The organism is Streptomyces sp. NPDC054961, from assembly GCF_053609145.1.
In genome coordinates this window covers 98,212-118,101 of record NZ_JBSGWY010000013.1, presented here as the reverse complement: position 1 = coordinate 118,101, position 19,890 = coordinate 98,212, and the positions used below count along the sequence as shown (strand labels likewise).

The 19,890-nt window shown below is 71.3% G+C and carries 18 protein-coding genes; 9 read left to right on the top strand and 9 right to left on the bottom strand.

Features of this window, described 5'->3' with window-relative positions; translation table 11 throughout:
• Positions 1–69: 69 nt before the first annotated feature.
• Positions 70–1,599: a gamma-aminobutyraldehyde dehydrogenase gene (locus tag ACWF9Z_RS15065; RefSeq protein WP_453602193.1), complete on the bottom strand. Its 1,530-nt coding sequence runs from the start codon at positions 1,597–1,599 to the stop codon at positions 70–72.
• Between the two features lie 194 nt (positions 1,600–1,793).
• Here ACWF9Z_RS15065 and ACWF9Z_RS15060 point away from each other — a divergent pair, with 194 nt between their 5' ends.
• On the top strand, positions 1,794–2,345 hold the full coding sequence (locus ACWF9Z_RS15060; RefSeq protein WP_453602085.1) for an NADAR family protein: 552 nt from the start codon (positions 1,794–1,796) through the stop codon (positions 2,343–2,345).
• 125 nt (positions 2,346–2,470) lie between these two features.
• Here ACWF9Z_RS15060 and ACWF9Z_RS15055 read toward each other — a convergent pair whose 3' ends face one another.
• Complete coding sequence (locus ACWF9Z_RS15055; RefSeq protein WP_453602082.1) at positions 2,471–3,172, bottom strand: DUF4190 domain-containing protein; 702 nt, start codon at positions 3,170–3,172, stop codon at positions 2,471–2,473.
• 109 nt (positions 3,173–3,281) lie between these two features.
• On the opposite strand from ACWF9Z_RS15055, the gene ACWF9Z_RS15050 reads away from it, so the two are divergent.
• Together ACWF9Z_RS15050 and ACWF9Z_RS15045 are read left to right on the top strand one after the other, a co-directional pair.
• The gene (locus ACWF9Z_RS15050) at positions 3,282–4,307 is read left to right on the top strand and encodes an adenosine deaminase (RefSeq protein ID WP_453602079.1); all 1,026 of its coding nucleotides are present in this window, start codon (positions 3,282–3,284) and stop codon (positions 4,305–4,307) included.
• 20 nt (positions 4,308–4,327) lie between these two features.
• Complete coding sequence (locus ACWF9Z_RS15045) at positions 4,328–5,017, top strand: glycerophosphodiester phosphodiesterase (protein ID WP_453602076.1); 690 nt, start codon at positions 4,328–4,330, stop codon at positions 5,015–5,017.
• Here the strand turns inward: ACWF9Z_RS15045 and ACWF9Z_RS15040 are convergent.
• The 3 genes from ACWF9Z_RS15040 to ACWF9Z_RS15030 form a co-directional block, all read right to left on the bottom strand.
• On the bottom strand, positions 4,962–5,537 hold the full coding sequence (locus ACWF9Z_RS15040) for a hypothetical protein (RefSeq protein WP_453602074.1): 576 nt from the start codon (positions 5,535–5,537) through the stop codon (positions 4,962–4,964). The two genes, ACWF9Z_RS15045 and ACWF9Z_RS15040, sit on opposite strands and share 56 nt — an antisense overlap.
• Before the next feature lie 111 nt (positions 5,538–5,648).
• The gene (locus ACWF9Z_RS15035) at positions 5,649–6,827 is read right to left on the bottom strand and encodes a polyamine ABC transporter substrate-binding protein (RefSeq protein WP_453602071.1); all 1,179 of its coding nucleotides are present in this window, start codon (positions 6,825–6,827) and stop codon (positions 5,649–5,651) included.
• A gap of 104 nt (positions 6,828–6,931) precedes the next feature.
• Positions 6,932–8,371: a gamma-aminobutyraldehyde dehydrogenase gene (locus ACWF9Z_RS15030; protein ID WP_453602190.1), complete on the bottom strand. Its 1,440-nt coding sequence runs from the start codon at positions 8,369–8,371 to the stop codon at positions 6,932–6,934.
• A gap of 171 nt (positions 8,372–8,542) precedes the next feature.
• Between ACWF9Z_RS15030 and ACWF9Z_RS15025 the strand changes: the two genes are divergently transcribed.
• From ACWF9Z_RS15025 to ACWF9Z_RS15000, 6 genes are all read left to right on the top strand, one after another.
• A complete protein-coding gene (locus ACWF9Z_RS15025) occupies positions 8,543–9,046 on the top strand; it encodes an Lrp/AsnC family transcriptional regulator (RefSeq protein ID WP_356653272.1) in 504 nt (167 codons plus the stop codon).
• Positions 9,031–10,410 (top strand): aspartate aminotransferase family protein, encoded by a 1,380-nt coding sequence (locus ACWF9Z_RS15020; RefSeq protein WP_453602068.1) that lies wholly within the window; start codon positions 9,031–9,033, stop codon positions 10,408–10,410. Before ACWF9Z_RS15025 ends, ACWF9Z_RS15020 begins: the two co-directional genes overlap by 16 nt.
• A 182-nt stretch (positions 10,411–10,592) precedes the next feature.
• The gene (locus ACWF9Z_RS15015; RefSeq protein WP_453602065.1) at positions 10,593–11,348 is read left to right on the top strand and encodes an ABC transporter ATP-binding protein; all 756 of its coding nucleotides are present in this window, start codon (positions 10,593–10,595) and stop codon (positions 11,346–11,348) included.
• Positions 11,330–12,403, top strand: coding sequence for a hypothetical protein (locus tag ACWF9Z_RS15010; protein ID WP_453602062.1), 1,074 nt, complete (start codon positions 11,330–11,332; stop codon positions 12,401–12,403). Before ACWF9Z_RS15015 ends, ACWF9Z_RS15010 begins: the two co-directional genes overlap by 19 nt.
• Positions 12,404–12,429: 26 nt before the next feature.
• Positions 12,430–13,527, top strand: a complete 1,098-nt coding sequence (locus tag ACWF9Z_RS15005) for an LOG family protein (protein ID WP_453602060.1) — start codon at positions 12,430–12,432, stop codon at positions 13,525–13,527.
• A 90-nt stretch (positions 13,528–13,617) separates the two neighbouring features.
• Positions 13,618–14,517: a hypothetical protein gene (locus tag ACWF9Z_RS15000; protein WP_453602057.1), complete on the top strand. Its 900-nt coding sequence runs from the start codon at positions 13,618–13,620 to the stop codon at positions 14,515–14,517.
• A 123-nt stretch (positions 14,518–14,640) separates the two neighbouring features.
• Here the strand turns inward: ACWF9Z_RS15000 and ACWF9Z_RS14995 are convergent, their stop codons facing one another.
• The 4 genes from ACWF9Z_RS14995 to rlmN all read right to left on the bottom strand — a co-directional run bounded on the left by ACWF9Z_RS14995 (position 14,641) and on the right by rlmN (position 19,797).
• Entirely contained in the window at positions 14,641–15,663 is a 1,023-nt protein-coding gene (locus ACWF9Z_RS14995; RefSeq protein WP_453602054.1) for an ABC transporter ATP-binding protein, read from the bottom strand.
• Positions 15,663–17,279 (bottom strand): ABC transporter permease, encoded by a 1,617-nt coding sequence (locus ACWF9Z_RS14990; RefSeq protein WP_453602187.1) that lies wholly within the window; start codon positions 17,277–17,279, stop codon positions 15,663–15,665. Before ACWF9Z_RS14990 ends, ACWF9Z_RS14995 begins: the two co-directional genes overlap by 1 nt.
• Positions 17,280–17,341: 62 nt before the next feature.
• A complete protein-coding gene (locus ACWF9Z_RS14985) occupies positions 17,342–18,433 on the bottom strand; it encodes a thiamine ABC transporter substrate-binding protein (protein WP_453602051.1) in 1,092 nt (363 codons plus the stop codon).
• Between the two features lie 251 nt (positions 18,434–18,684).
• Positions 18,685–19,797, bottom strand: coding sequence for a 23S rRNA (adenine(2503)-C(2))-methyltransferase RlmN (gene rlmN, locus ACWF9Z_RS14980; protein WP_453602048.1), 1,113 nt, complete (start codon positions 19,795–19,797; stop codon positions 18,685–18,687).
• Positions 19,798–19,890 lie beyond the last annotated feature (93 nt).

The window sequence follows — 19,890 nt, the reverse complement described above, 5'->3', positions numbered from 1 at the left end:
GTGCCCTTTCGGGATGGGTGCGGGCCGCTGGTCGGGCGGCGAATGCCCCGCGGCGGCAGCCGCGAAGTGTTAGGTGCGGTCCCCGAAGATCGTGCGGTGCCAGTCCTTCGCAGCCACCGCGGTGTTGTCGTACATCACGTGCTTGACCTGCGTGTACTCCTCGAAGGAGTACGTGCTCATGTCCTTTCCGAAGCCGCTGGCCTTGTAGCCCCCGTGCGGCATCTCGCTGATGATCGGGATGTGGTCGTTGACCCAGACGCAGCCCGCCTTGAGCTCGCGGGTGGCGCGGTTCGCCCGGTAGACGTCCCGGCTCCAGGCGGAGGCGGCGAGGCCGTACGGGGTGTCGTTGGCCAGCGCGATGCCCTCGTCGTCGGTGTCGAAGGGCAGGACGACGAGGACCGGGCCGAAGATCTCGGACTGGACCACCTCGCTGTCCTGGGCCGCGCCGGAGATCAGGGTCGGCCGGTAGTACGCGCCGTCCGCGAGGTCCCCCTCGGGGATCTCGCCGCCGGTGACGACGGTGGCGTACGCGCGGGCGCGCTCGACGAAACCGGCGACCCGGTCGCGCTGGGCGTGCGAGACCAGCGGGCCGAGGTCGGTGTCCGGGTCGAAGGGGTCTCCGACGCGGACGGTCTCCATCAGCTCGGCGACCCTCGCGACGAAGGCGTCGTGCAGCGGGCGCTGAACGTAGGCGCGGGTGGCGGCCGTGCAGTCCTGCCCGGTGTTGATGAGGGAGGCCGCGACGGCTCCGTGCGCGGCGGCCTCCAGGTCGGCGTCGTCGAAGACCAGGAACGGGGCCTTGCCGCCGAGCTCCAGGTGCAGCCGCTTGACGGTGGCGGTGGCGATCTCGGCGACCCGCTTGCCGATGGCGGTGGAACCGGTGAAGGAGGTCATCACCACGTCCGGGTGGCCCACCAGGTGCTCGCCCGCGTCCCGGCCGGCTCCCGTGACGATGTTGACCACGCCGTCGGGCAGGCCCGCCTCCTTGGCCGCCTGGGCGAACATCAGGGAGGTGAGCGGGGTGAGCTCCGCGGGCTTGAGGACGATGGTGTTGCCCGCGGCGATCGCCGGAAGGATCTTCCAGGCGGCCATCTGCAGCGGATAGTTCCAGGGCGCGATGGAGCCCACGACCCCGATCGCCTCCCGGCGCACGTACGAGGTGTGGTCCCCGGAGTACTCGGCGGCGGCCTGCCCCTGGAGGTGGCGCGCGGCTCCAGCGAAGAACGCGGTGTTGTCGATCGTCCCCGGCACGTCGAACTCCGTCGACAGCTTGACCGGCTTGCCGCACTGCAGGGACTCCGCCTCCGCGAACTCCCCGGCCCGCTCCGCCAGCACGGCCGCCAGCCGGTGCAGCGCCTCGGAGCGCTCGCCGGGGGTGGCGCCGGACCAGCCGGGGAAGGCTCGCTTCGCGGCGGCGACGGCCGCGTCCACGTCCGCGGTGGAGGCCAGCTCGTAGGTGAGCACCTCCTCACCCGTCGCGGGGTCGATCACGGTGTGTGATCTGCCCGAGGTGCCGGGCCGCAGCTGCCCGTCGATGTACTGCGCGCCCGCGGCGAAGCGGTCCTTGACCTGGACCTTGACCTGGAAGCGGTTGCCCATCACGCTCTCACGCTCTCCGTAGCTACAGTTCGAGCAACAGCTCGAATTGAGTGCCGATCCTGACAGAGGTAGACCCCTCGGCCAAGTGATTCCGTTGTTGCCTTTTGATTACGCGACGGAATCGGTCGACCATGTGTCGAGGCGCGCCCGAAAACCCGTACGAAGTGTCAGTGGCTCCTGCCAGACTCGCGTGCATGGAGATGATCGAGGAACTGATCGGGCAGGTCAGCCGGGGTGAGCGGGTGAAGTTCCTGCCGTTCTGGGGACACCGCCCGCGGCCTGACGGAAGCCTCGGGCCGAGCTGTCTCAGCCAGTGGTGGCCGTCCGAGTTCACCGTGGGTGACGTGAGGTACGCCACCGCGGAGCACTGGATGATGGCCGGAAAGGCGCGGCTCTTCGGCGACGCCGCGGCCGAGCGGGCGGCGCTGGAGGCGAAGACCCCCGCCGAGGCGAAGAAGGCCGGACGGCTGGTGCGCGCCTTCGACGACGCCGTGTGGCAGCGGGAGCGGTTCGCGCTGGTGGTGGAGGGCAGCGTGCACAAGTTCGGCTCCGGGCCGGCACTGAAGTCGTACCTGCTGAGCACCGGGGACCGGGTGCTGGTCGAGGCCAGCCCGATGGACCGGATCTGGGGCATAGGCCTCGCCGCCGACGACGAGCGCGCGCTGGACCCGGCGCGCTGGCGCGGGCTGAACCTGCTGGGATTCGCCCTGATGGAGGCCCGGGAGCGGCTGCGCGCCGAGGCGTGACCCGGACCCGGACCGTCCATCGGTCGCGCGGGGGCGGGGGCGGGGGCACACCCGTGGAACGGGGCCGGGCCGGAGCGTGATGCTCCGGCCCGGCCCCTTCGCGCTGCCCGTGCGGGCCCGGCGCCTCAGCCCTGGTAGACGACCTTGGTGTTCTCGTACGGAGTCGAGTAGTCCGACTCGAAGCCGGAATCGGGGTCGCCGAGCATGAGGGCGAAGACGGCGATCGCGATGAACACGCAGCTCACCACGATGCCGACCGCGCCCGTGATGATGCCGGCCAGCGCCATCCCGTCGTTGTCGGCCTCGCCGCGCTTGGCCTTGCCGCGGCCCAGCACACCGAAGATGACGGCGGGTATCCCGAACAGGATGCCGCCGTAGCAGCTGATCACGGCGATGATCCCGAGCACGAGCGCGGTGATCCCGAAGCCGTTGCTCTTGGGCGCGTACGGGTACCCGGGGTGGCCCTGGTACCCGGGGTAGGCCGGGTAACCGGCGTACCCCGCCTGCGGGGCCGGCGGCTGCGCGGGGTACCCGTACCCGGCGGGGGCCGGCGGCTGCGCCGGGTATCCGTAGCCGCCGGGATCCGGCTGGGCCGGGTACCCGTAGGCGGGCGGCGGGCCCGGCTGGGGCGCGGGAGCCGACGCGGCCGGGGCCGTGGGCGGTTGGCCGGATATCGCCGTGTCCGCGGGCGCACCCGTCATGCCCGCGATCGTCGGCTGGTCGTGGACCCCCGACCCGCCCGGCGTGCCCTGCTGCTTGCCCAGATCGACCGCGGGCCGCTCCGGCGGCGCCCACGGGTCTCGCGGCTCGGGGCTCTGTTCGGTCATAAGGCGCCCCCCTCTCGTACAGCCATGCTATGCGCTGCCTCGGACACCCCCGGTCCTGCCTACGATGAAGGCCGTTCCGTCCGCACCGCGCCCTCCCGGAGGCACCCTCATGCCCGACCTGCACCCCTTCATCGCGGGGCTGCCCAAGGCCGAACTGCACGTCCACCACGTCGGTTCGGCCTCGCCCCGCATCGTCGCCGAACTCGCCTCCCGGCATCCCGACTCCAAGGTGCCGACGGACCCGGAGGCCCTCGCCGACTACTTCACCTTCACCGACTTCGGGCACTTCATCGACGTCTACCTCTCCGTCGTCGACCTGGTCCGCACCCCCGACGACGTACGCCACCTCACCTTCGAGGTGGCCCGTGACATGGCCCGGCAGAACATCCGGTACGCCGAGCTGACCATCACCCCGTACTCCTCCACCCGCCGCGGCATCGACGAGAAGGCCTTCATGGCCGCCATCGAGGACGCCCGCGAGGCCGCCGAGGCCGAGCTCGGCGTCATCCTGCGCTGGTGCTTCGACATCCCCGGCGAGGCCGGCCTGGACGCCGCCGCGGAGACCCTGCGCCTCGCCGTCGACCTGCGCCCCGCGGGCCTGGTCTCCTTCGGCCTCGGCGGCCCCGAGATCGGCGTACCGCGCCCGCAGTTCAAGCCGTACTTCGACGCGGCCCGCGCCGCCGGTCTCCACAGCGTGCCGCACTCCGGCGAGACCACCGGCCCGGAGAGCATCTGGGACGCCATCCGCGAGCTGGGCGCCGAGCGCATCGGCCACGGCACCAGCGCCACGCAGGACCCCGAGCTGCTCGCCTACCTCGCCGAGCACCGCATCGCGCTGGAGGTCTGCCCGACCTCCAACATCGCCACCCGCGCGGTCACCGACCTCGACCTGCACCCGGTCAAGGAGATGGTGGCGGCCGGAGTCCTCGTCACCATCAACAGCGACGACCCGCCGATGTTCGGCTCGGACCTCAACAACGAGTACGCGGTGGCCGCCCGGCTGCTGGAGCTCGACGAGCTCGGCCTCGCGCAGCTCGCGAAGAACGCCGTGGAGGCCTCGTTCCTGGACCCGGCGGGCAAGGCGAAGCTCGCCGCCGAGATCGACACGTACACCGCCGCCTGGCTGACCTCCTGACGGCTGCGCAGAATGGGTGCATGCGCATCCTGACTGCCGTAGGCCACCGCGGGGATCCCTACCGCGTCCGCGAGAACACCCTCCCCTCGATCCGCTCCGCGTTCGCCCGCGGGGCGGACGCGGTGGAGATCGACGTGCGGATGACCCGCGACGGGGTCCCCGTCCTGCTCCACGACGAGGACCTCCGGCGGCTGTGGGGCCACGACGTCCGGCTCGACGGCGTCACGGCCGCCCAGCTCAAGGAGCTGACGGACGGCCAGGTCCCCACCCTGCGCGACGCCCTGATGGCGGCCGGCGCGGGCCGGGTCATGATCGACCTGCCGGGGGCGGCCGCCGAGTCCGTGCGGACCGTCGTCGGCCAGGTCCGCGAGTGCGGGGCGCGCGAGCGCACGTACTACTGCGCGGGCCCGGACACCATGCTGGCGGTGCGCGCCGCCGATCCGGGCGCCGAGATCGCGCTGACCTGGACCACGCTCTCACCGCCGCGCCGGGTGCTGATCGACGCGGTGGCCCCGAGCTTCCTCAACTACCGCTTCGGGCTGGTCGGCCGGGAGCTGGTGGACGCCCTGCACCGCGACGGCCTGCTGGTGTCCGCCTGGACCCCGGACACCAGGAGGTCCATGCGCAGGCTGATCAGGGCCGGGGTCGACTCGATCACGACGAACCGGATGGACGCGCTGGAAGCCGTACGGGCCGAGCTCGGCCGGTGACGGCCTGAGGGACCTCGGCCGCCGGGGCGGGCCCGGGGGCCGGGGCCGCGCCGGTGGCCGCCGTCGCGGCCTCGAGACGCTTGATCATGCGGCGCAGGACCAGCAGGGGGACCACCCCGAAGACCCCGAAGGACATGTCGATCACCGACCACCAGAAGGGGATGCCCCGGATGGGGCCGCAGATCAGGGCCAGCGGGATGATGCCGGCGCAGGCGATGATGCCGGCGTCCACGATCCAGATGTTGCGGACCGGGTCGCGGTGGACCCCGTAGAAGAAGACGGCGATCACCAGGTGGGCGAAGGCGAGCCAGTCGGTGCCGTAGAGGAGGAAGGGGTACTGGGAATCCGCCGCGTCCAGTCCGTCGCCGACCCGCCGCAGCCACACGTTGTCCATCAGGGCGTTGGCCCAGTGGAGTTCGCTGACCAGGGGGAAGGCCGTGAGCCCACTGAGCACCAGGCAGACGAGGAACAGGGTCAACCAGGCACGGATCCGCCGCTCAAGGGCGCTTCTCTCGCTCATGGAAGGAAGCCTACCCACATTTCTGAACATGTTCAGCAAAATCTCTGAACATGTTCAGTTCCGACTCCCCTTCCGCGACCCGGCTCCCCTCCGTGACCGGGCGCCCGCGCCTCACAGACCGACGATGGAGTTCCAGCGCTTGGCGAGGGGCGCCCGCTCGGCCGAGGAGATGTCGCGGGACACGACGAGCCGCTTGCGCATCTCCTCGTCGGGGAAGATCAGCGGGTTCTCGGCCAGTTCGGCGGTCTCCTTGTCGTCCGAGGCGGCCAGCACCTCGCGGGCGGCCGGGACCGGGCAGACGTAGTTGACGGAAGCGGCGAGCTCCGCGGCCACGGCGGGGTCGTAGTAGTAGTCGACCAGGGCCTCCGCGTTGGCCTTGTGCCGGGCGAGGTTGGGGATGAGCAGGCTCTCCGCCCAGAGCTCGGCCCCCTCCTCGGGGACCACGAACTCGATGTCGGGGTTGTCGGCCTGCAGCTGGATCACGTCTCCGGAGTAGGCCTGGCAGGCCAGGACGTCGCCCTTGCTGAGGTCGGAGGTGTAGTCGTTGCCGGTGAAGCGGCGGATGTGCTTCTTCTTCACCATGCTCTCCACCCGGTCGCACATCCGGTGGAAGTCGGACTCGGTCCACCGGGTGACGTCGACGCCGTCGCCCTGCATCAGCAGGGAGAAGGACTCGTCGAGCCCGGAGAACAGCGTGACCTTGCCGGCCAGGTCCGGCTGCCACAGGTCCTGGACCGATTTGATCTCCCGGCCGAGCGCCTTGCGGTTGTAGGCGATGCCGGTGATACCGGACTGCCAGGGCACGGTGTGGAGCCGGCCCTCGTCGAAGGCCGGGGAGCGCAGCTGGGGGTCCAGGTACTTCGCCACGTTGCCCTGCGTCGAGCGGTCCATCTTCTGGGCCCAGCCCAGGTGGACGAAGCGGGCGGCCATCCAGTCGCTGACCACGAGCACGTCGTGGCCGGTCTCCTGGTGGTTCATCAGCGCCGGGCTGACCTTGCCGAAGAACTCGTCGTTGTCGTTGATCTCCTCGGTGTACCGGACCTCGATGCCGGTCTTCTCCGAGAAGGCGTCCAGCGTCGGCCGCCGGCTCTCGTCCTCGTCGTCGGTGTCGATGTAGAGCGGCCAGTTGGAGAAGGAGACGCGACGGTCGTGCTCCGAGCGGTCCCGGCCCTCCCGCCGGCTCTCGGGGACGTACGCGGCGGGGACGCCACAGCCGGTGAGGGCGGCCAGCAGGCCCGCGGCACCGAGGCCGCGCATCGCCGCGCGGCGGGAGAAGGCGAGTTCAGGCATGGGCAAAGCCTCGGCGAACGCGAAGGGGCGGGCAATAGACATGTTGTCTACTGCCCGCCCCTTCAAGGCCTTGCCCTGATCAGTGCGGCCGGTGCGGCGACCGGTCAGCCGTCGAGCGAGGTCATCACGTGCTTGATGCGCGTGTAGTCCTCGAAGCCGTAGGCGGAGAGGTCCTTGCCGTAGCCGGACTTCTTGTATCCGCCGTGGGGCATCTCGGCGACGAGCGGGATGTGGGTGTTGATCCACACGCAGCCGAAGTCGAGGTTCTTGGACATCCGCATCGCACGGCCGTGGTTCTTGGTCCACACCGAGGAGGCGAGGGCGAACTCGACGCCGTTCGCGTACTCCAGGGCCTGGTCCTCGTCCGTGAAGGACTGGACCGTGATGACCGGTCCGAAGACCTCGTTCTGGATGATCTCGTCGTCCTGCTTGAGGCCCGAGACCACGGTCGGGGCGTAGAAGTACCCCTTCTCGCCGACCTGGTGGCCGCCCGCCTCGACCTTGGCGTGCGCGGGGAGGCGCTCGATGAAGCCGGCGACCTGCTTGAGCTGGTTCGGGTTGTTCAGCGGGCCGTAGAGCACGTCCTCGTCGTCCGGCTGCCCGGTCTTGGTGTCCGCCGCGTTCTTGGCGAGCGCCGCGACGAACTCGTCGTGGATCGACTCGTGGACGATGACGCGGGTGGCCGCGGTGCAGTCCTGGCCGGCGTTGAAGAAGCCCGCGACCGCGATGTCCTCGGCGGCCTTGGCGATGTCGGCGTCCTCGAAGACCACGACCGGGGCCTTGCCGCCGAGCTCCAGGTGGACGCGCTTGACGTCCTTGGCGGCGCTCTCGGCGACCTGCATGCCCGCGCGCACCGAGCCGGTGATGGAGGCCATCGCCGGGGTGGAGTGCTCGACCATGGCCCTGCCGGTCTCGCGGTCGCCGCAGACGACGTTGAAGACGCCCTTGGGCAGGATCGAGTCGATGATCTCGGCCATCAGGATGGTGGAGGCCGGCGTGGTGTCCGAGGGCTTGAGGACCACGGTGTTGCCCGCGGCGAGGGCCGGGGCGAACTTCCAGACGGCCATCATCATCGGGTAGTTCCACGGTGCGACCTGGGCGCAGACGCCGACCGGCTCGCGGCGGACGATGGAGGTCATTCCCTCCATGTACTCGCCGGCCGAGCGGCCCTCCAGCAGGCGCGCGGCGCCCGCGAAGAAGCGGATCTGGTCCACCATCGGCGGCAGCTCCTCGCTGGCCGTGAGGCCGAGCGGCTTGCCCGTGTTCTCCGACTCGATGGCGACGAGTTCGTCGGCACGCGCCTCGAAAGCGTCCGCGATCCTGAGCAGCGCCTTCTGGCGCACGGCGGGGGTCGTGTCGCGCCAGCCCGGGAAGGCGGCCGCGGCGGCGGCCATGGCGGCGTCCACGTCCGCCTGGCCGGAGAGCGGGGCGGTCGCGTACGCCTCGCCCGTGGCGGGGTTGACCACGTCGGTGGTCCGCCCGTCGGCGGCGTCCTTGAACTCCCCGCCGATGTAGTTGCGCAGACGACGCAGTTCGGTGGTCACTACAGCCACACTCCCGTGATCACATGTCCAATGGATGAGACAGCTACCCAGCCTAACTCCTAGGACGCCGTTTTCGACAGGGCCACCCGCCACGAACTACGGAATCAGTGACATCCGACTCCTCAAACAACGAATTACATCGTTCTCGTCTTGCGGAACAGACGACTCCTCGTGCAGAGTGAGCTCGTGGTCAGTCGAAGCGCAGATTCCAGGAACAGACAACCGTCCCCTTCGGTCGATGCTGTGTCCCTGGCGATCATCGAGCAACTGCAAGAGGACGGTCGCCGTCCCTACGCAGCGATCGGCAAGGCCGTCGGCCTGTCCGAAGCGGCGGTGCGCCAGCGGGTACAGAAGCTCCTCGACCAGGGCGTCATGCAGATCGTCGCCGTCACCGACCCGCTCACCGTGGGGCTGCGGCGCCAGGCGATGGTCGGCATCAACGTCGAGGGCGACCTCGACCCGGTGGCCGACGCACTGACCGCCATGGCCGAGTGCGAGTACGTGGTGATGACCGCGGGCTCGTTCGACCTGATGGTGGAAATCGTCTGCGAGGACGACGACCACCTGCTCGAAACGATCAACAAGAAGATCCGTGCGCTCCCCGGCGTGCGATCAACCGAAAGCTTCGTTTACCTGAAGCTGAAGAAGCAGACCTACATGTGGGGAACGCGATAGCCGTGAGCCAGGACCTCTCCAAGACCGCCTACGACCACCTGTGGATGCACTTCACCCGCATGTCGTCGTACGAGAACTCGCCCGTTCCCACCATCGTGCGCGGCGAGGGCACCTACATCTTCGACGACAAGGGCAAGCGCTACCTGGACGGTCTCGCCGGCCTGTTCGTGGTCAACGCCGGTCACGGCCGCAAGGAACTGGCCGAGGTCGCGTACAAGCAGGCCCAGGAACTGGCCTTCTTCCCCATCTGGTCGTACGCGCACCCCAAGGCCGTCGAGCTCGCCGAGCGCCTCGCGCACTACGCCCCGGGCGACCTGAACAAGGTCTTCTTCACCACCGGTGGCGGCGAGGCCGTCGAGACCGCGTGGAAGCTCGCCAAGCAGTACTTCAAGCTGCAGGGCAAGCACACCAAGTACAAGGTCATCTCGCGTGCGGTCGCGTACCACGGCACCCCGCAGGGCGCCCTGTCGATCACCGGCCTGCCGGCCCTGAAGGCCCCCTTCGAGCCGCTGGTCCCCGGCGCGCACAAGGTGCCGAACACCAACATCTACCGCGCCCCGATCTACGGCGACGACCCCGAGGCCTACGGCCGCTGGTGCGCCGACCAGATCGAGCAGGAGATCCTGTTCGAGGGCGCCGACACCGTCGCCGCCGTCTTCCTGGAGCCGGTGCAGAACGCCGGCGGCTGCTTCCCGCCGCCGCCCGGGTACTTCCAGCGGGTCCGCGAGATCTGCGACGAGTACGACGTCCTGCTCGTCTCCGACGAGACGATCTGCGCGTTCGGCCGCCTCGGCACGATGTTCGCCTGTGACAAGTTCGGCTACGTCCCGGACATGATCACCTGCGCGAAGGGCATGACCTCGGGCTACTCCCCGATCGGTGCCTGCATCATCTCCGACAGGCTCGCGGAGCCGTTCTACAAGGGTGACAACACCTTCCTGCACGGCTACACCTTCGGCGGACACCCGGTGTCCTCCGCGGTGGCGCTCGCCAACCTCGACATCTTCGACAAGGAAGGCCTCAACCAGCACGTGCTGGACAACGAGGACGCCTTCCGCTCGACGCTGGAGAAGCTGCACGACCTGCCGATCGTCGGCGACGTCCGCGGCAACGGCTACTTCTACGGCATCGAGCTCGTCAAGGACAAGGTCACCAAGGAGTCCTTCACGGACGAGGAGACGGAGCGCGTGCTCTACGGCTTCCTCTCCAAGGCCCTCTTCGAGAACGGCCTGTACTGCCGCGCCGACGACCGTGGCGACCCGGTCATCCAGCTGGCCCCGCCGCTGACGGCCGACCAGGGCACCTTCGACGAGATCGAAGGCATCCTGCGCCGCGTCCTCACCGAGGCCTGGACCAAGCTCTAACCGGCAGCCGGCCACCGGCCGCGCCTCGTCCGGCCACCCGGCCCGGATCCTCCGTTCGAGTGAGAACGCGGGGGTCCGGGCCGTGTGCTGTCACCATCCAAGACGTTCATCTCTTTACATCTCCTTGCGGCGCCAGTGACCTACGCGGGTTCCGCTTCGTTCCCCGGACGGAGGTGTACGCCATGGTGGCTCCGGACAACGCCCCACCGGATGATGACGTCCTGTGGGCACGGTCCCTTCACTACTCCCACTGCGGTTCGCCCGGTCTCATCGGGGTCTCGATCGGCGTCCGCGCCGGTGAGATCCTCGCCGTGACCGGCCCTCGCGGCAGCGGAAAGACCACCCTGCTGCGCTGCCTGTCGGGACAGCTGCCGCCCGAACAGGGCGAGGTCTGGTTCAACGGCATCGCCCTGCACACCCTGGGCCCATCGGCCCGCGAGCGGCTGCGCCGCGACCGCTTCGGCTGGATCGGCCCCGAACCGCAGCTGCTGCCCGAGCTCCGGGTGTGGGAGAACGCCGCCCTGCCCCTGCTGATCGCGGGCACGAGCCACCGCAAGGCCAAACGGGCCGCCTGCGCCTGGCTGGAGCGCCTCGACATCGGTGCCTTCGCCCGCAAGCACCCCGGAGCGCTCACCCGGGCCGAGTCCCAGCGCGTCGCCCTCGCCCGCGCCCTCGTGAGCGAGCCCGCCGTGATCTTCGCGGACGAACCCACGGCCCCCCTGCACCGTTCCGAGCACGCCCTGCTGCTGCGCACGCTCACCAGCGCGGCCCGCTCGCACGAGATCACCGTGCTGCTGGCCACCCACGACGAGGAGACCGCGGCCGCCGCCGACCGGCACGTCGCCCTGCTCGACGGGCGGCCCGCCGGGGCCGCCTCCCCCCAGACCGTCTTCCCCCAGCCCCCGGAGGACCAGGCCGCGTGCTCGCTCTCCGCCTAGCCCGCGGCTCCAGGCCGCTCGTCCAACTGCGCCGGCTGCTCGTCGCCGCGGCTTCCGCCTGCAGCGGCTTCCTGCTGCTCTACGCGCTCGAGCAGGCCGCGGCCCGGCCCGCCGGATCGTTCCCGCAGCTGCTGTGGGCCCTGGTGCCGCTCGGCGTCACCGTCCAGTTCGCCGTCTCCGTGGCCCGCTGCGACCCGGCGACCCGGCCCCGGGAAGGGCTGGACGCGGCCGGGCTGGGACCCGTACGGCTCACCCTGGTCGCGGCGCTCTCCACCGCCGTCGCCTGCGCCCTCGGCAGCGCCGTGGCCCTGGCCGTCTTCCTCCACCTGCGCGGAGACGTCACGGGGCTGCCCTTCGACGGAGCCGGGGCGAAGCTGCTCCACGCCGAGCTGCCCCTGCCCGTGGCCGCCGCCCTCACCCTGCTGGCCCTGCTCCCGGTGGCCGCCTCGGCCGCCACCGCCCTCGCCCTGCGGCCCCACTCCCGGCCGGCCCCGCACACCGTCCTTCCCTGGGGCATCGCCGTCACCGCCTGCGGACTCGCCGCCCTGGCCACCACCGGACCCACCGGTATCGGCCTGCCGGCCGGCTGGGCGCTGACCGCCGTCGGGCTCGCCCTCACCGGTCCCGGCCTCGCCTACGCCTGCGGAGCGCTCGTCCAGGCCGTACGCCCCGGCGCGCTGCGGCTGCTGGCCGGGCGGGCCCTCCAGGAGGAGGCCCCTCGGCTCGGCGCACCGCTGGGCGTCCTGTGCGCGGTCGGGGCGGGAGCGCTCAGCGTCGTGGCGCTGCGCGAGCGCGGCGGCCTCCAGGTCCCGTTCGGCCCGCTCACCGCGCCCGCCGCCGCCCTGGTGGTGCTGTGCGCGGCCGCGACCTTCCTCACATCCGCGGTCGAGGTGCACCAGGCCCGCACCGACACCCGCGCGACCCTGGCCGGGCTCGGAGCCCCGGGCAAAGTACTGCGCGGGGCCGCGACTTTGCGGGCCGGCGCGCTGACCGCCGCGGCCCTGCCGCTCGTCTGGGGTGTGGCACAGCTGACGTCGCTGGCATTGACCCGCTGAGGCGGGCAGCCCTTAATGTGGGCCGAATGGTCAACGCAGACATCGAGATCGAGACGCTCGCCGAATTCGACCGGGTCGTGGCCCGCGGCTCACTCAGCGGGTACCGGATCCAGTCGCTCAACCTGCTGGAGCGGACCTTCGCCCTGCTGTCCGCCGACACCTCCGCCGCCGTGTTCCTGGGCTGCGCGATGGAGTCCGACGCCTCGGCGAAGGTCCGCGCGGACGGCGCGCTGGTCTTCCCACCCGTCCCCGACCTGCCCTTCAACCCCTACCGGGGCCTCCTGTACACGGCCGAGGAGCTGTTCGCGGGACTCGCCGAGGGGTACGGGGCCACCCCGGACGCCGAGGCCTACGCCTGGCTCCAGGAGACCAAGGCGGACGGGGACGTCTACTCCTCGATGCTCCGCTCCCTCCACGACGACGCCATCTCCGACGCCCTCGACGAGCACCTCGCCGGCTCCCGCGTGGTCGGCGTGATGGGCGGCCACGCCATGGCCCGCGGCGACGACGCGTACCGGGGCGCGGCGGAACTCGGCCGGACCCTGAGCCGCTCCGGGCTCACCGTGGCCACCGGCGGCGGCCCCGGCGCCATGGAGGCGGCCAACCTCGGCGCGTACCTCGCCACGGCCCCCGACGACGCCCTGCCCGAAGCGCTGAAGATCCTGGCCGAGGCCCCGTCCTTCGCGCCGTCCGTCTCCGACTGGGCCCGGGCCGCCTTCGCCGTGCGGGAGCGCTGGCCGGCCGCCCCCGGCGCCGACTCGGTGGGCATCCCCACCTGGTTCTACGGACACGAGCCGCCGAACGTCTTCGCCGGGCACATCGCGAAGTACTTCGCGAACGCCACCCGGGAGGACGGGCTCCTCGCCCGGTGCAACGCCGGCGTCGTCTTCCTGCCGGGTGCGGCGGGCACGGTCCAGGAGGTCTTCGACAACGCGACGCCGAACTACTACGCGTCGCGGGGCGAGCCCACGCCGATGATCCTCGTCGACCGGGCCCACTGGACCGAGCACCTGCCGGCCTGGCCGCTGCTCCAGGCGCTGGCGCGCGGCCGTGCGATGGAGTCGCGGATCGCCCTCGTGGACTCGGTGGACGAGGTTCCGGCGGTACTCGCCACAATGTCCTGACCGCGGCCAGGCAACTTTCCGGGCGTTCCGCACGTCTGGCAGAGGTACGCACACACCGCAAAACCTGCCAGACGTGAACGGAGCCCCCGGGTGCTCATAGGCCTGCTGACCGCTATCGCGGCGTCCATCTGCTACGGCACGGGATCCGTCCTGCAAGCCGTGGGCTCCCGGCGCGCGGCCCGGACGTCACCGGCCGCCGCCGGGGTCACCCAGCACGGCGGCCCGAACCTCGCGTCCACCGCGAAGGCCGCGATGACCTGGGAGTTCATCCTCGGCACGATCCTGGACTTCGTGGGCTTCGGCCTGGGGGCCCTGGCCGCGCGCCTCCTGCCGCTGTTCCTCTCCCAGACGGTCATCAGCGCCAACCTGGTGATCACCGCCGTGCTGAGCGTGAAGATGCTCGGGATCCGGCTGACGCGCAAGGAATGGACCTCGATCGGCGTGGTCTGCGCCGCGCTGGTCCTGCTGGCGACGGCGGCGGGGCACGAGGGCGGCCACTACGCGCCGGCCGCCACGCACTGGTGGCTGCTGGCGGTGACCGTACTGATCATCGTGGGCGGCACGGTGGCGGTACGCCTCCTCGGGGCCCGGGCCGCGATCCTGGCGGGCCTGCTGTCGGGTCTGGCCTTCGGCGCGCTGGGCGTCGGCGTCCGCATCCTCAACGGCATCGAGCCCTTCTCCCTCACGTCGCTCCTCGCGGACCCGGCCCTCTACGCCATCGTCCTGGCGGGAGCCGGCGGCATGTACCTCCACACGGTGGCGCTCCAGATCGGCTCGGTGAACGGCGCGACCGCCGCCCTGGTGGTCGGCGAAACCGTCCTCCCCGGCGCGATCGGCGTCCTGTGGCTCGGCGACGCGTCCCGCCCCGGCATGGCCTGGCTGGCGGTCCTCGGCTTCGTCCTGGCGGTCGCCGGCGCGGTGGCGGTGGCCTGGTACGGCAACCACGACGAGGCGCGGGCGCCCGCGGAACTCAGCCCCGCGGGCGTCTGAGCCACGGGTCCGGGGCGCCGCCGCGTCCTCGCGGAGGGCCGGGGCGGGCGAGGGCCGGGGCGGGCGAGGGCGGGGGCGGGCGAGGGCGGGGCCAGGGCGGGCGAGGGCCCGCCCGGCGGCGCCCTACTCCCCCGGCAGGACGACCACCTCGGCCCGGGCGAAGGCCACCGCGACCCGGTCCCCGACGGCCGGAGCCCCGGCCAGCCCGCACTCCGCCTCCAGCACCGGCCCCTCCGACGGCCGCAGCAACAGCGCGACGTGGTTTCCCCGGAAGGTCCGGGACACCACCTCGCAGCCGAGCCCCTCGGGCGACAGCACCACGCCCGCCGGCCGGATCAGCACCCGCCGCGGCCCCTGCGGAGCCCCCGCGGGGACCGGTACCCCGCCCCAGGGCGTGGCCGCCACCCCGCCCGACACCTCCGCCGGCACCACGTTCTCGAAGCCCAGGAACCGCGCCACGAACTCCGAGGCCGGCCGCTCCCACACCTCCAGCGGAGTCCCCGCCTGCGCGATCCGCCCGTCCCGCATCACCACCACCCGGTCGGCCAGCGCGAACGCCTCCCCCTGGTCGTGCGTCACGGCCAGCACGGTCGTCCCCAGGCGCGAGAACAGCCCCCGCAGCTCCACGACCAGCCGCTCCCGCAGCCCCCGGTCCAGCTGTCCCAGGGGCTCGTCCAGCATCAGCAGCCTCGGCGACGGCGCCAGCGCCCGCGCCAGCGCCACGCGCTGCTGCTCGCCGCCGGACAGCGAGGCCACCGCCCGGCCCTGGGCCCCGGGGAGCCCGACCAGCTCCAGGAGCTCCGCGACCCGGTCCCCCGAGGACTCCTTCGAGGAGCCCCTCATCCGCAGTCCGAACGCGATGTTCCCGCCTACGTCCCGGTGCGGGAACAGCTGGTGGTCCTGGAACATCAGGCCCACCCCCCGCCGGTGCACGGGCACCGCCGCCTGGTCGGCGCCGCCGAGCAGCACCCGCCCCCGCGAGACGGGCTGGAGCCCGGCCACCACCCGCAGCAGGGTGGACTTGCCGCTCCCGCTCGGCCCGAGCACGCACACGGTCTCGTGCTCGGCGACCTTCAGGTCCACGGCGTCGACGACCGCCCGCTCACCGAAGCGGACCGAGACCCCTTCCAGCTGAAGCAGTGTCATCAGAACTCTCCGGAAGTCTTGTCGGACCGCAGTCGCTCCAGCAGGAGCAGCGACACCGCGCACACCAGCATCAGGATCGTGCTCAGGGCCATCGCCTGCCCGTAGTTCATCTCCCCGGGCCGCCCCAGCAGCCGTGCCACCGCGACGGGCAGCGTCGGACGGTCGGGGCGGGCGATGAACACGGTCGCCCCGAACTCCCCGAGGGACACGGCGAAGGCGAAGCCCGCCGCGATCAGCAGGGCCCGCCGCACCATCGGCAGGTCCACTTCCCGCCAGGCCCGCAGCGGCGAGGCCCCGAGCACGGCGGCGGCTTCCCGCAGCCGCCCGTCCACCGCCCGCAGCACGGGCAGCATGGTCCGTACGACGAAGGGCACGCCCACCAGCGCCTGGGCCAGCGGCACCAGGATCCACGAGGTCCGCAGGTCCAGCGGCGGTTCGTCCAGGGTGATGAGGAAGCCGAAGCCGACCGTCACGGCCGACACCCCGAGCGGCAGCATCAGCAGCACGTCGAAGCCCCGTACGAAGCGGCCCGCGCGCCGGGTCAGGGCGGCGGCCGCGAGTCCGCCGACGACCAGCGCGATGGCGGTGGCGGCGAGCGCGTACTGCAGGGAGTTCCAGATGGCCTCCAGCGGAGGCACCAGAAACGTTCCACCGCCCGGGCCGACCTCCTGGAGCGCCCGGTAGAAGCCGAACCCGTATCCGCCGGGGGCGTCGAGCGACCTCTCGACCAGCACGGCGAGGGGCGCCACGATCAGCAGCAGCACCGTCAGCAGGACCCCGCCGAGCAGGGAGCGCTGCGCCCAGCCGCGCGGCCGGTGCGCGGTGCGTCCCGGGTCCACGAGCCGCAGCGCGGTCTCCCGCCGGCGCACGGTCCAGGCGTGCACGCCGAGGATCACTCCGATGGCGGCGAACTGCACCATCGTCAGCACCGCGGCCGTCGACAGGTCCAGGAGCTGCGCGGTCTGCCGGTAGACCTCCACCTCCAGGGTGGAGTACGCGGGCCCGCCCAGGATCTTCACGACCCCGAAGGAGCTGAAGGTGAACAGGAACACCATCAGCGAGGCGGCGGCCACCGCGGGGGCGAGCGCGGGCAGCGTCACCCGCCGCCAGGCGGCGAACCGCCCGGCGCCCAGCACCCGGGCGGCCTCCTCCTGGCGCGGGTCCAGCTGCGCCCACAGTCCGCCGACGGTCCGGATGACGACGGCGTAGTTGAAGAAGACGTGCGCGAGCAGGATCGCCCACACGGTCGTGTCGAGCCGGATCCCGCCCAGCTCGTCCAGCAGACCGCCCCGCCCCAACAGCGCCAGGAAGGCGGTGCCGACCACGACGGTCGGCAGGACGAAGGGCACGGTCACCAGCGCCCGCAGCAGCTGTTTGCCGGGGAACTCGAAGCGCGCGAAGACGTACGCGCCGGGGAGTGCGATCAGGAGCGTGAGCGCCGTCGACGCGAGCGCCTGCCAGGTGGTGAACCAGAGCACGTCGCCGATGTCGGGCCGGGCCAGCACCTCCCCGATCCGGCCGAACTGCCAGCCCTCGTCGGTCTTGAGCCCGCGTCCGACGATCGCGGCGACGGGGTAGGCGAAGAACAGCCCGAAGAAGACGAGCGGCACGGCCATCAGACCGAGCCTGACGGCCGTGGCCCGCCCGCTCTCCTTCGGTGCGGTGTGCACGGGTCCCGCTACTTCACGACGAGCGCGGACCAGGCCTTGACCCACTCGTCGCGGTTCTTCGCGATGGCGTCGGGGGTCACCGTCTCCGGCTTCTCGATCACGACGCCGTGCTTCGTGAACAGCTCCGGCAGCTTCGCGTCCCGGGTCACCGGGTTCACGAACATCTGGAGCGGCATGTCCTCCTGGAACTTCTTGGAGATCAGGAAGTCGAGGAGCGCCTTGCCGCCCTCCACGTTCTTCGCGCCCTTCAGCAGGCCCGCGAACTCGGTCTGCCGGAAGCAGGTACCGGTCGCGACGCCCGTGGGGGCCTCGGCCGGCTGCGGCTCGCCGTAGAGGACCTCGACCGGCGGGCTGGAGGCGTAGGAGACGACCAGCGGGCGGTCGCCCTTGGCCTTCTTGCCGCCGGCCGAACCGGAGAACCGCTCGTTGTAGGCCTGCTCCCAGCCGTCGACGACCTCGACGCCGTTGGCCTTGAGCTTGCTCCAGTAGTCCTTCCAGCCGTCCTCGCCGTACTTGCCGGCGGAGGCGAGGAGGAAGCCGAGGCCGGGCGAGGAGGTCGCGGCGTTCTCGGTGACCAGCAGGTCCTTGTACTCGGGCTTGACGAGGTCGTCCAGCGTCTGCGGCGGGGCGATCTTCTTGTCGGCGAAGTAGGCCTTGTCGTAGTTGACGCAGATGTCACCGGAGTCGACCGGGGTGACCCGGTGCTCCTTGTCGAGCACGAACTCGGGCTTCACGTCGGCCAGCCCCTTGGCCTCGTACGGCGTGAAGATGCCGTTGTCGAGGGCGCGGGAGAGGAGCGTGTTGTCCACGCCGAAGAAGACGTCGCCGCGCGGGGAGCCCTTGGTCAGGATCTCCTGGTTCAGCGCGGCGCCGGCGTCGCCCGACTTCAGGACCTTGACGCTGTAGCCGCTCTCCTGCTCGAACTCCTTGAGGACCGTGTCGGTCACGTTGAAGGAGTCGTGCGAGACGAGGGTGATCGTCTTGGACGCGGGGGCGTCGCCCCCGGACTTGTCCTCGGCCTTGCCGCCGCAGGCGCTGAGCGTGCTGACGCCGAGCGCGGCCGCGAGCGCGACGCCCGCGAGCTTCTTGGTGGTGCTCACTGGTGATTCCTCCTGGGATGTCCAGGAGAAGACGCGGCCCTGCCCGGCGCTCTGTCGAGCGGACGCCGGGCAGGGCGCAACAGCTTGAGTGGTGACCGAACTTCCTACCCCGAATGACCGGGGCGAGGTTCAGAGGGTCTGCGGTGACGGTTACCGCACTCTCAGCGCTGTGGCGCTCCCCTGTCGGAAATATGAAATTGGTTCGGCCACAGGGTACCCCGCGGCCGAATCTGTCCTTCCACTGGCGAGAACTAGCGCTCCGAGGCCGCGAGCTGGCCGCACGCGCCGTCGATCTCCTGGCCGCGGGTGTCGCGCACGGTCACCGGCACGCCGTGGCGGGCGATGGCCTCCACGAACGCCTTCTCGTCCTCGGGCCGCGAGGCGGTCCACTTCGAGCCGGGCGTCGGGTTCAGCGGGATCAGGTTGACGTGGACGCGCTTGCCCTTGAGCAGCCTGCCGAGCAGGTCGCCCCGCCAGGCCTGGTCGTTGATGTCGCGGATCAGGGCGTACTCGATGGAGATCCGGCGGCCGGACTTCTCCGCGTACTCCCAGGCCGCGTCGAGCACCTCGCGCACGTTCCAGCGGGTGTTCACGGGCACGAGGGTGTCGCGCAGCTCGTCGTCCGGCGCGTGCAGGGAGACGGCGAGACGGCACTTGAAGCCCTCGTCGGCGAACCGCAGCATGGCCGGGACCAGGCCGACGGTGGAGACGGTGATCCCGCGCTGGGACAGGCCCAGGCCGTCGGGCTCCGGGTCGGTGAGCCGGCGGATGGCGCCGACGACGCGGTTGTAGTTGGCGAGCGGCTCGCCCATGCCCATGAAGACGATGTTCGACAGCCGCGCCGGACCGCCCGGGACCTCGCCGTCACGCAGCGCGCGCATGCCGTCGACGATCTGGTGGACGATCTCCGCGGTGGACAGGTTGCGGTCGAGTCCCGCCTGGCCGGTGGCGCAGAACGGACAGTTCATGCCGCAGCCGGCCTGCGAGGAGATGCACATGGTCACCCGGTCGGGGTAGCGCATGAGCACGGACTCGACGAGCGTGCCGTCGTGCAGCTTCCACAGCGTCTTGCGGGTGGTGTCGTCGTCACAGGAGATGTGCCGCAGGACGTTCATCAGGTCCGGCAGCAGCTCCTTCTGGAGCTTCTCGCGGGACGCGGCCGGGATGTCGGTCCACTCCGCCGGGTCGTGCGCGTACCGGGCGAAGTAGTGCTGCGAGAGCTGCTTGGCCCGGAACGGCTTCTCACCGATCGCGGCGACGGCCTCCCGGCGCTCCTCGGGGGTGAGGTCGGCGAGGTGCCGGGGCGGCTTCTTCGCTCCACGGGGGGCGACGAAAGTGAGCTCTCCCGGAACAGGGCGGGCCATGGCAGGTACTCCTTGTAAGACGAAAGGCGCGCCGCAGAAGCAGCACGCCCTTCAAGAGTAACCGCCCCGGCCCTGCCGGAGCCTTCCGTCGTA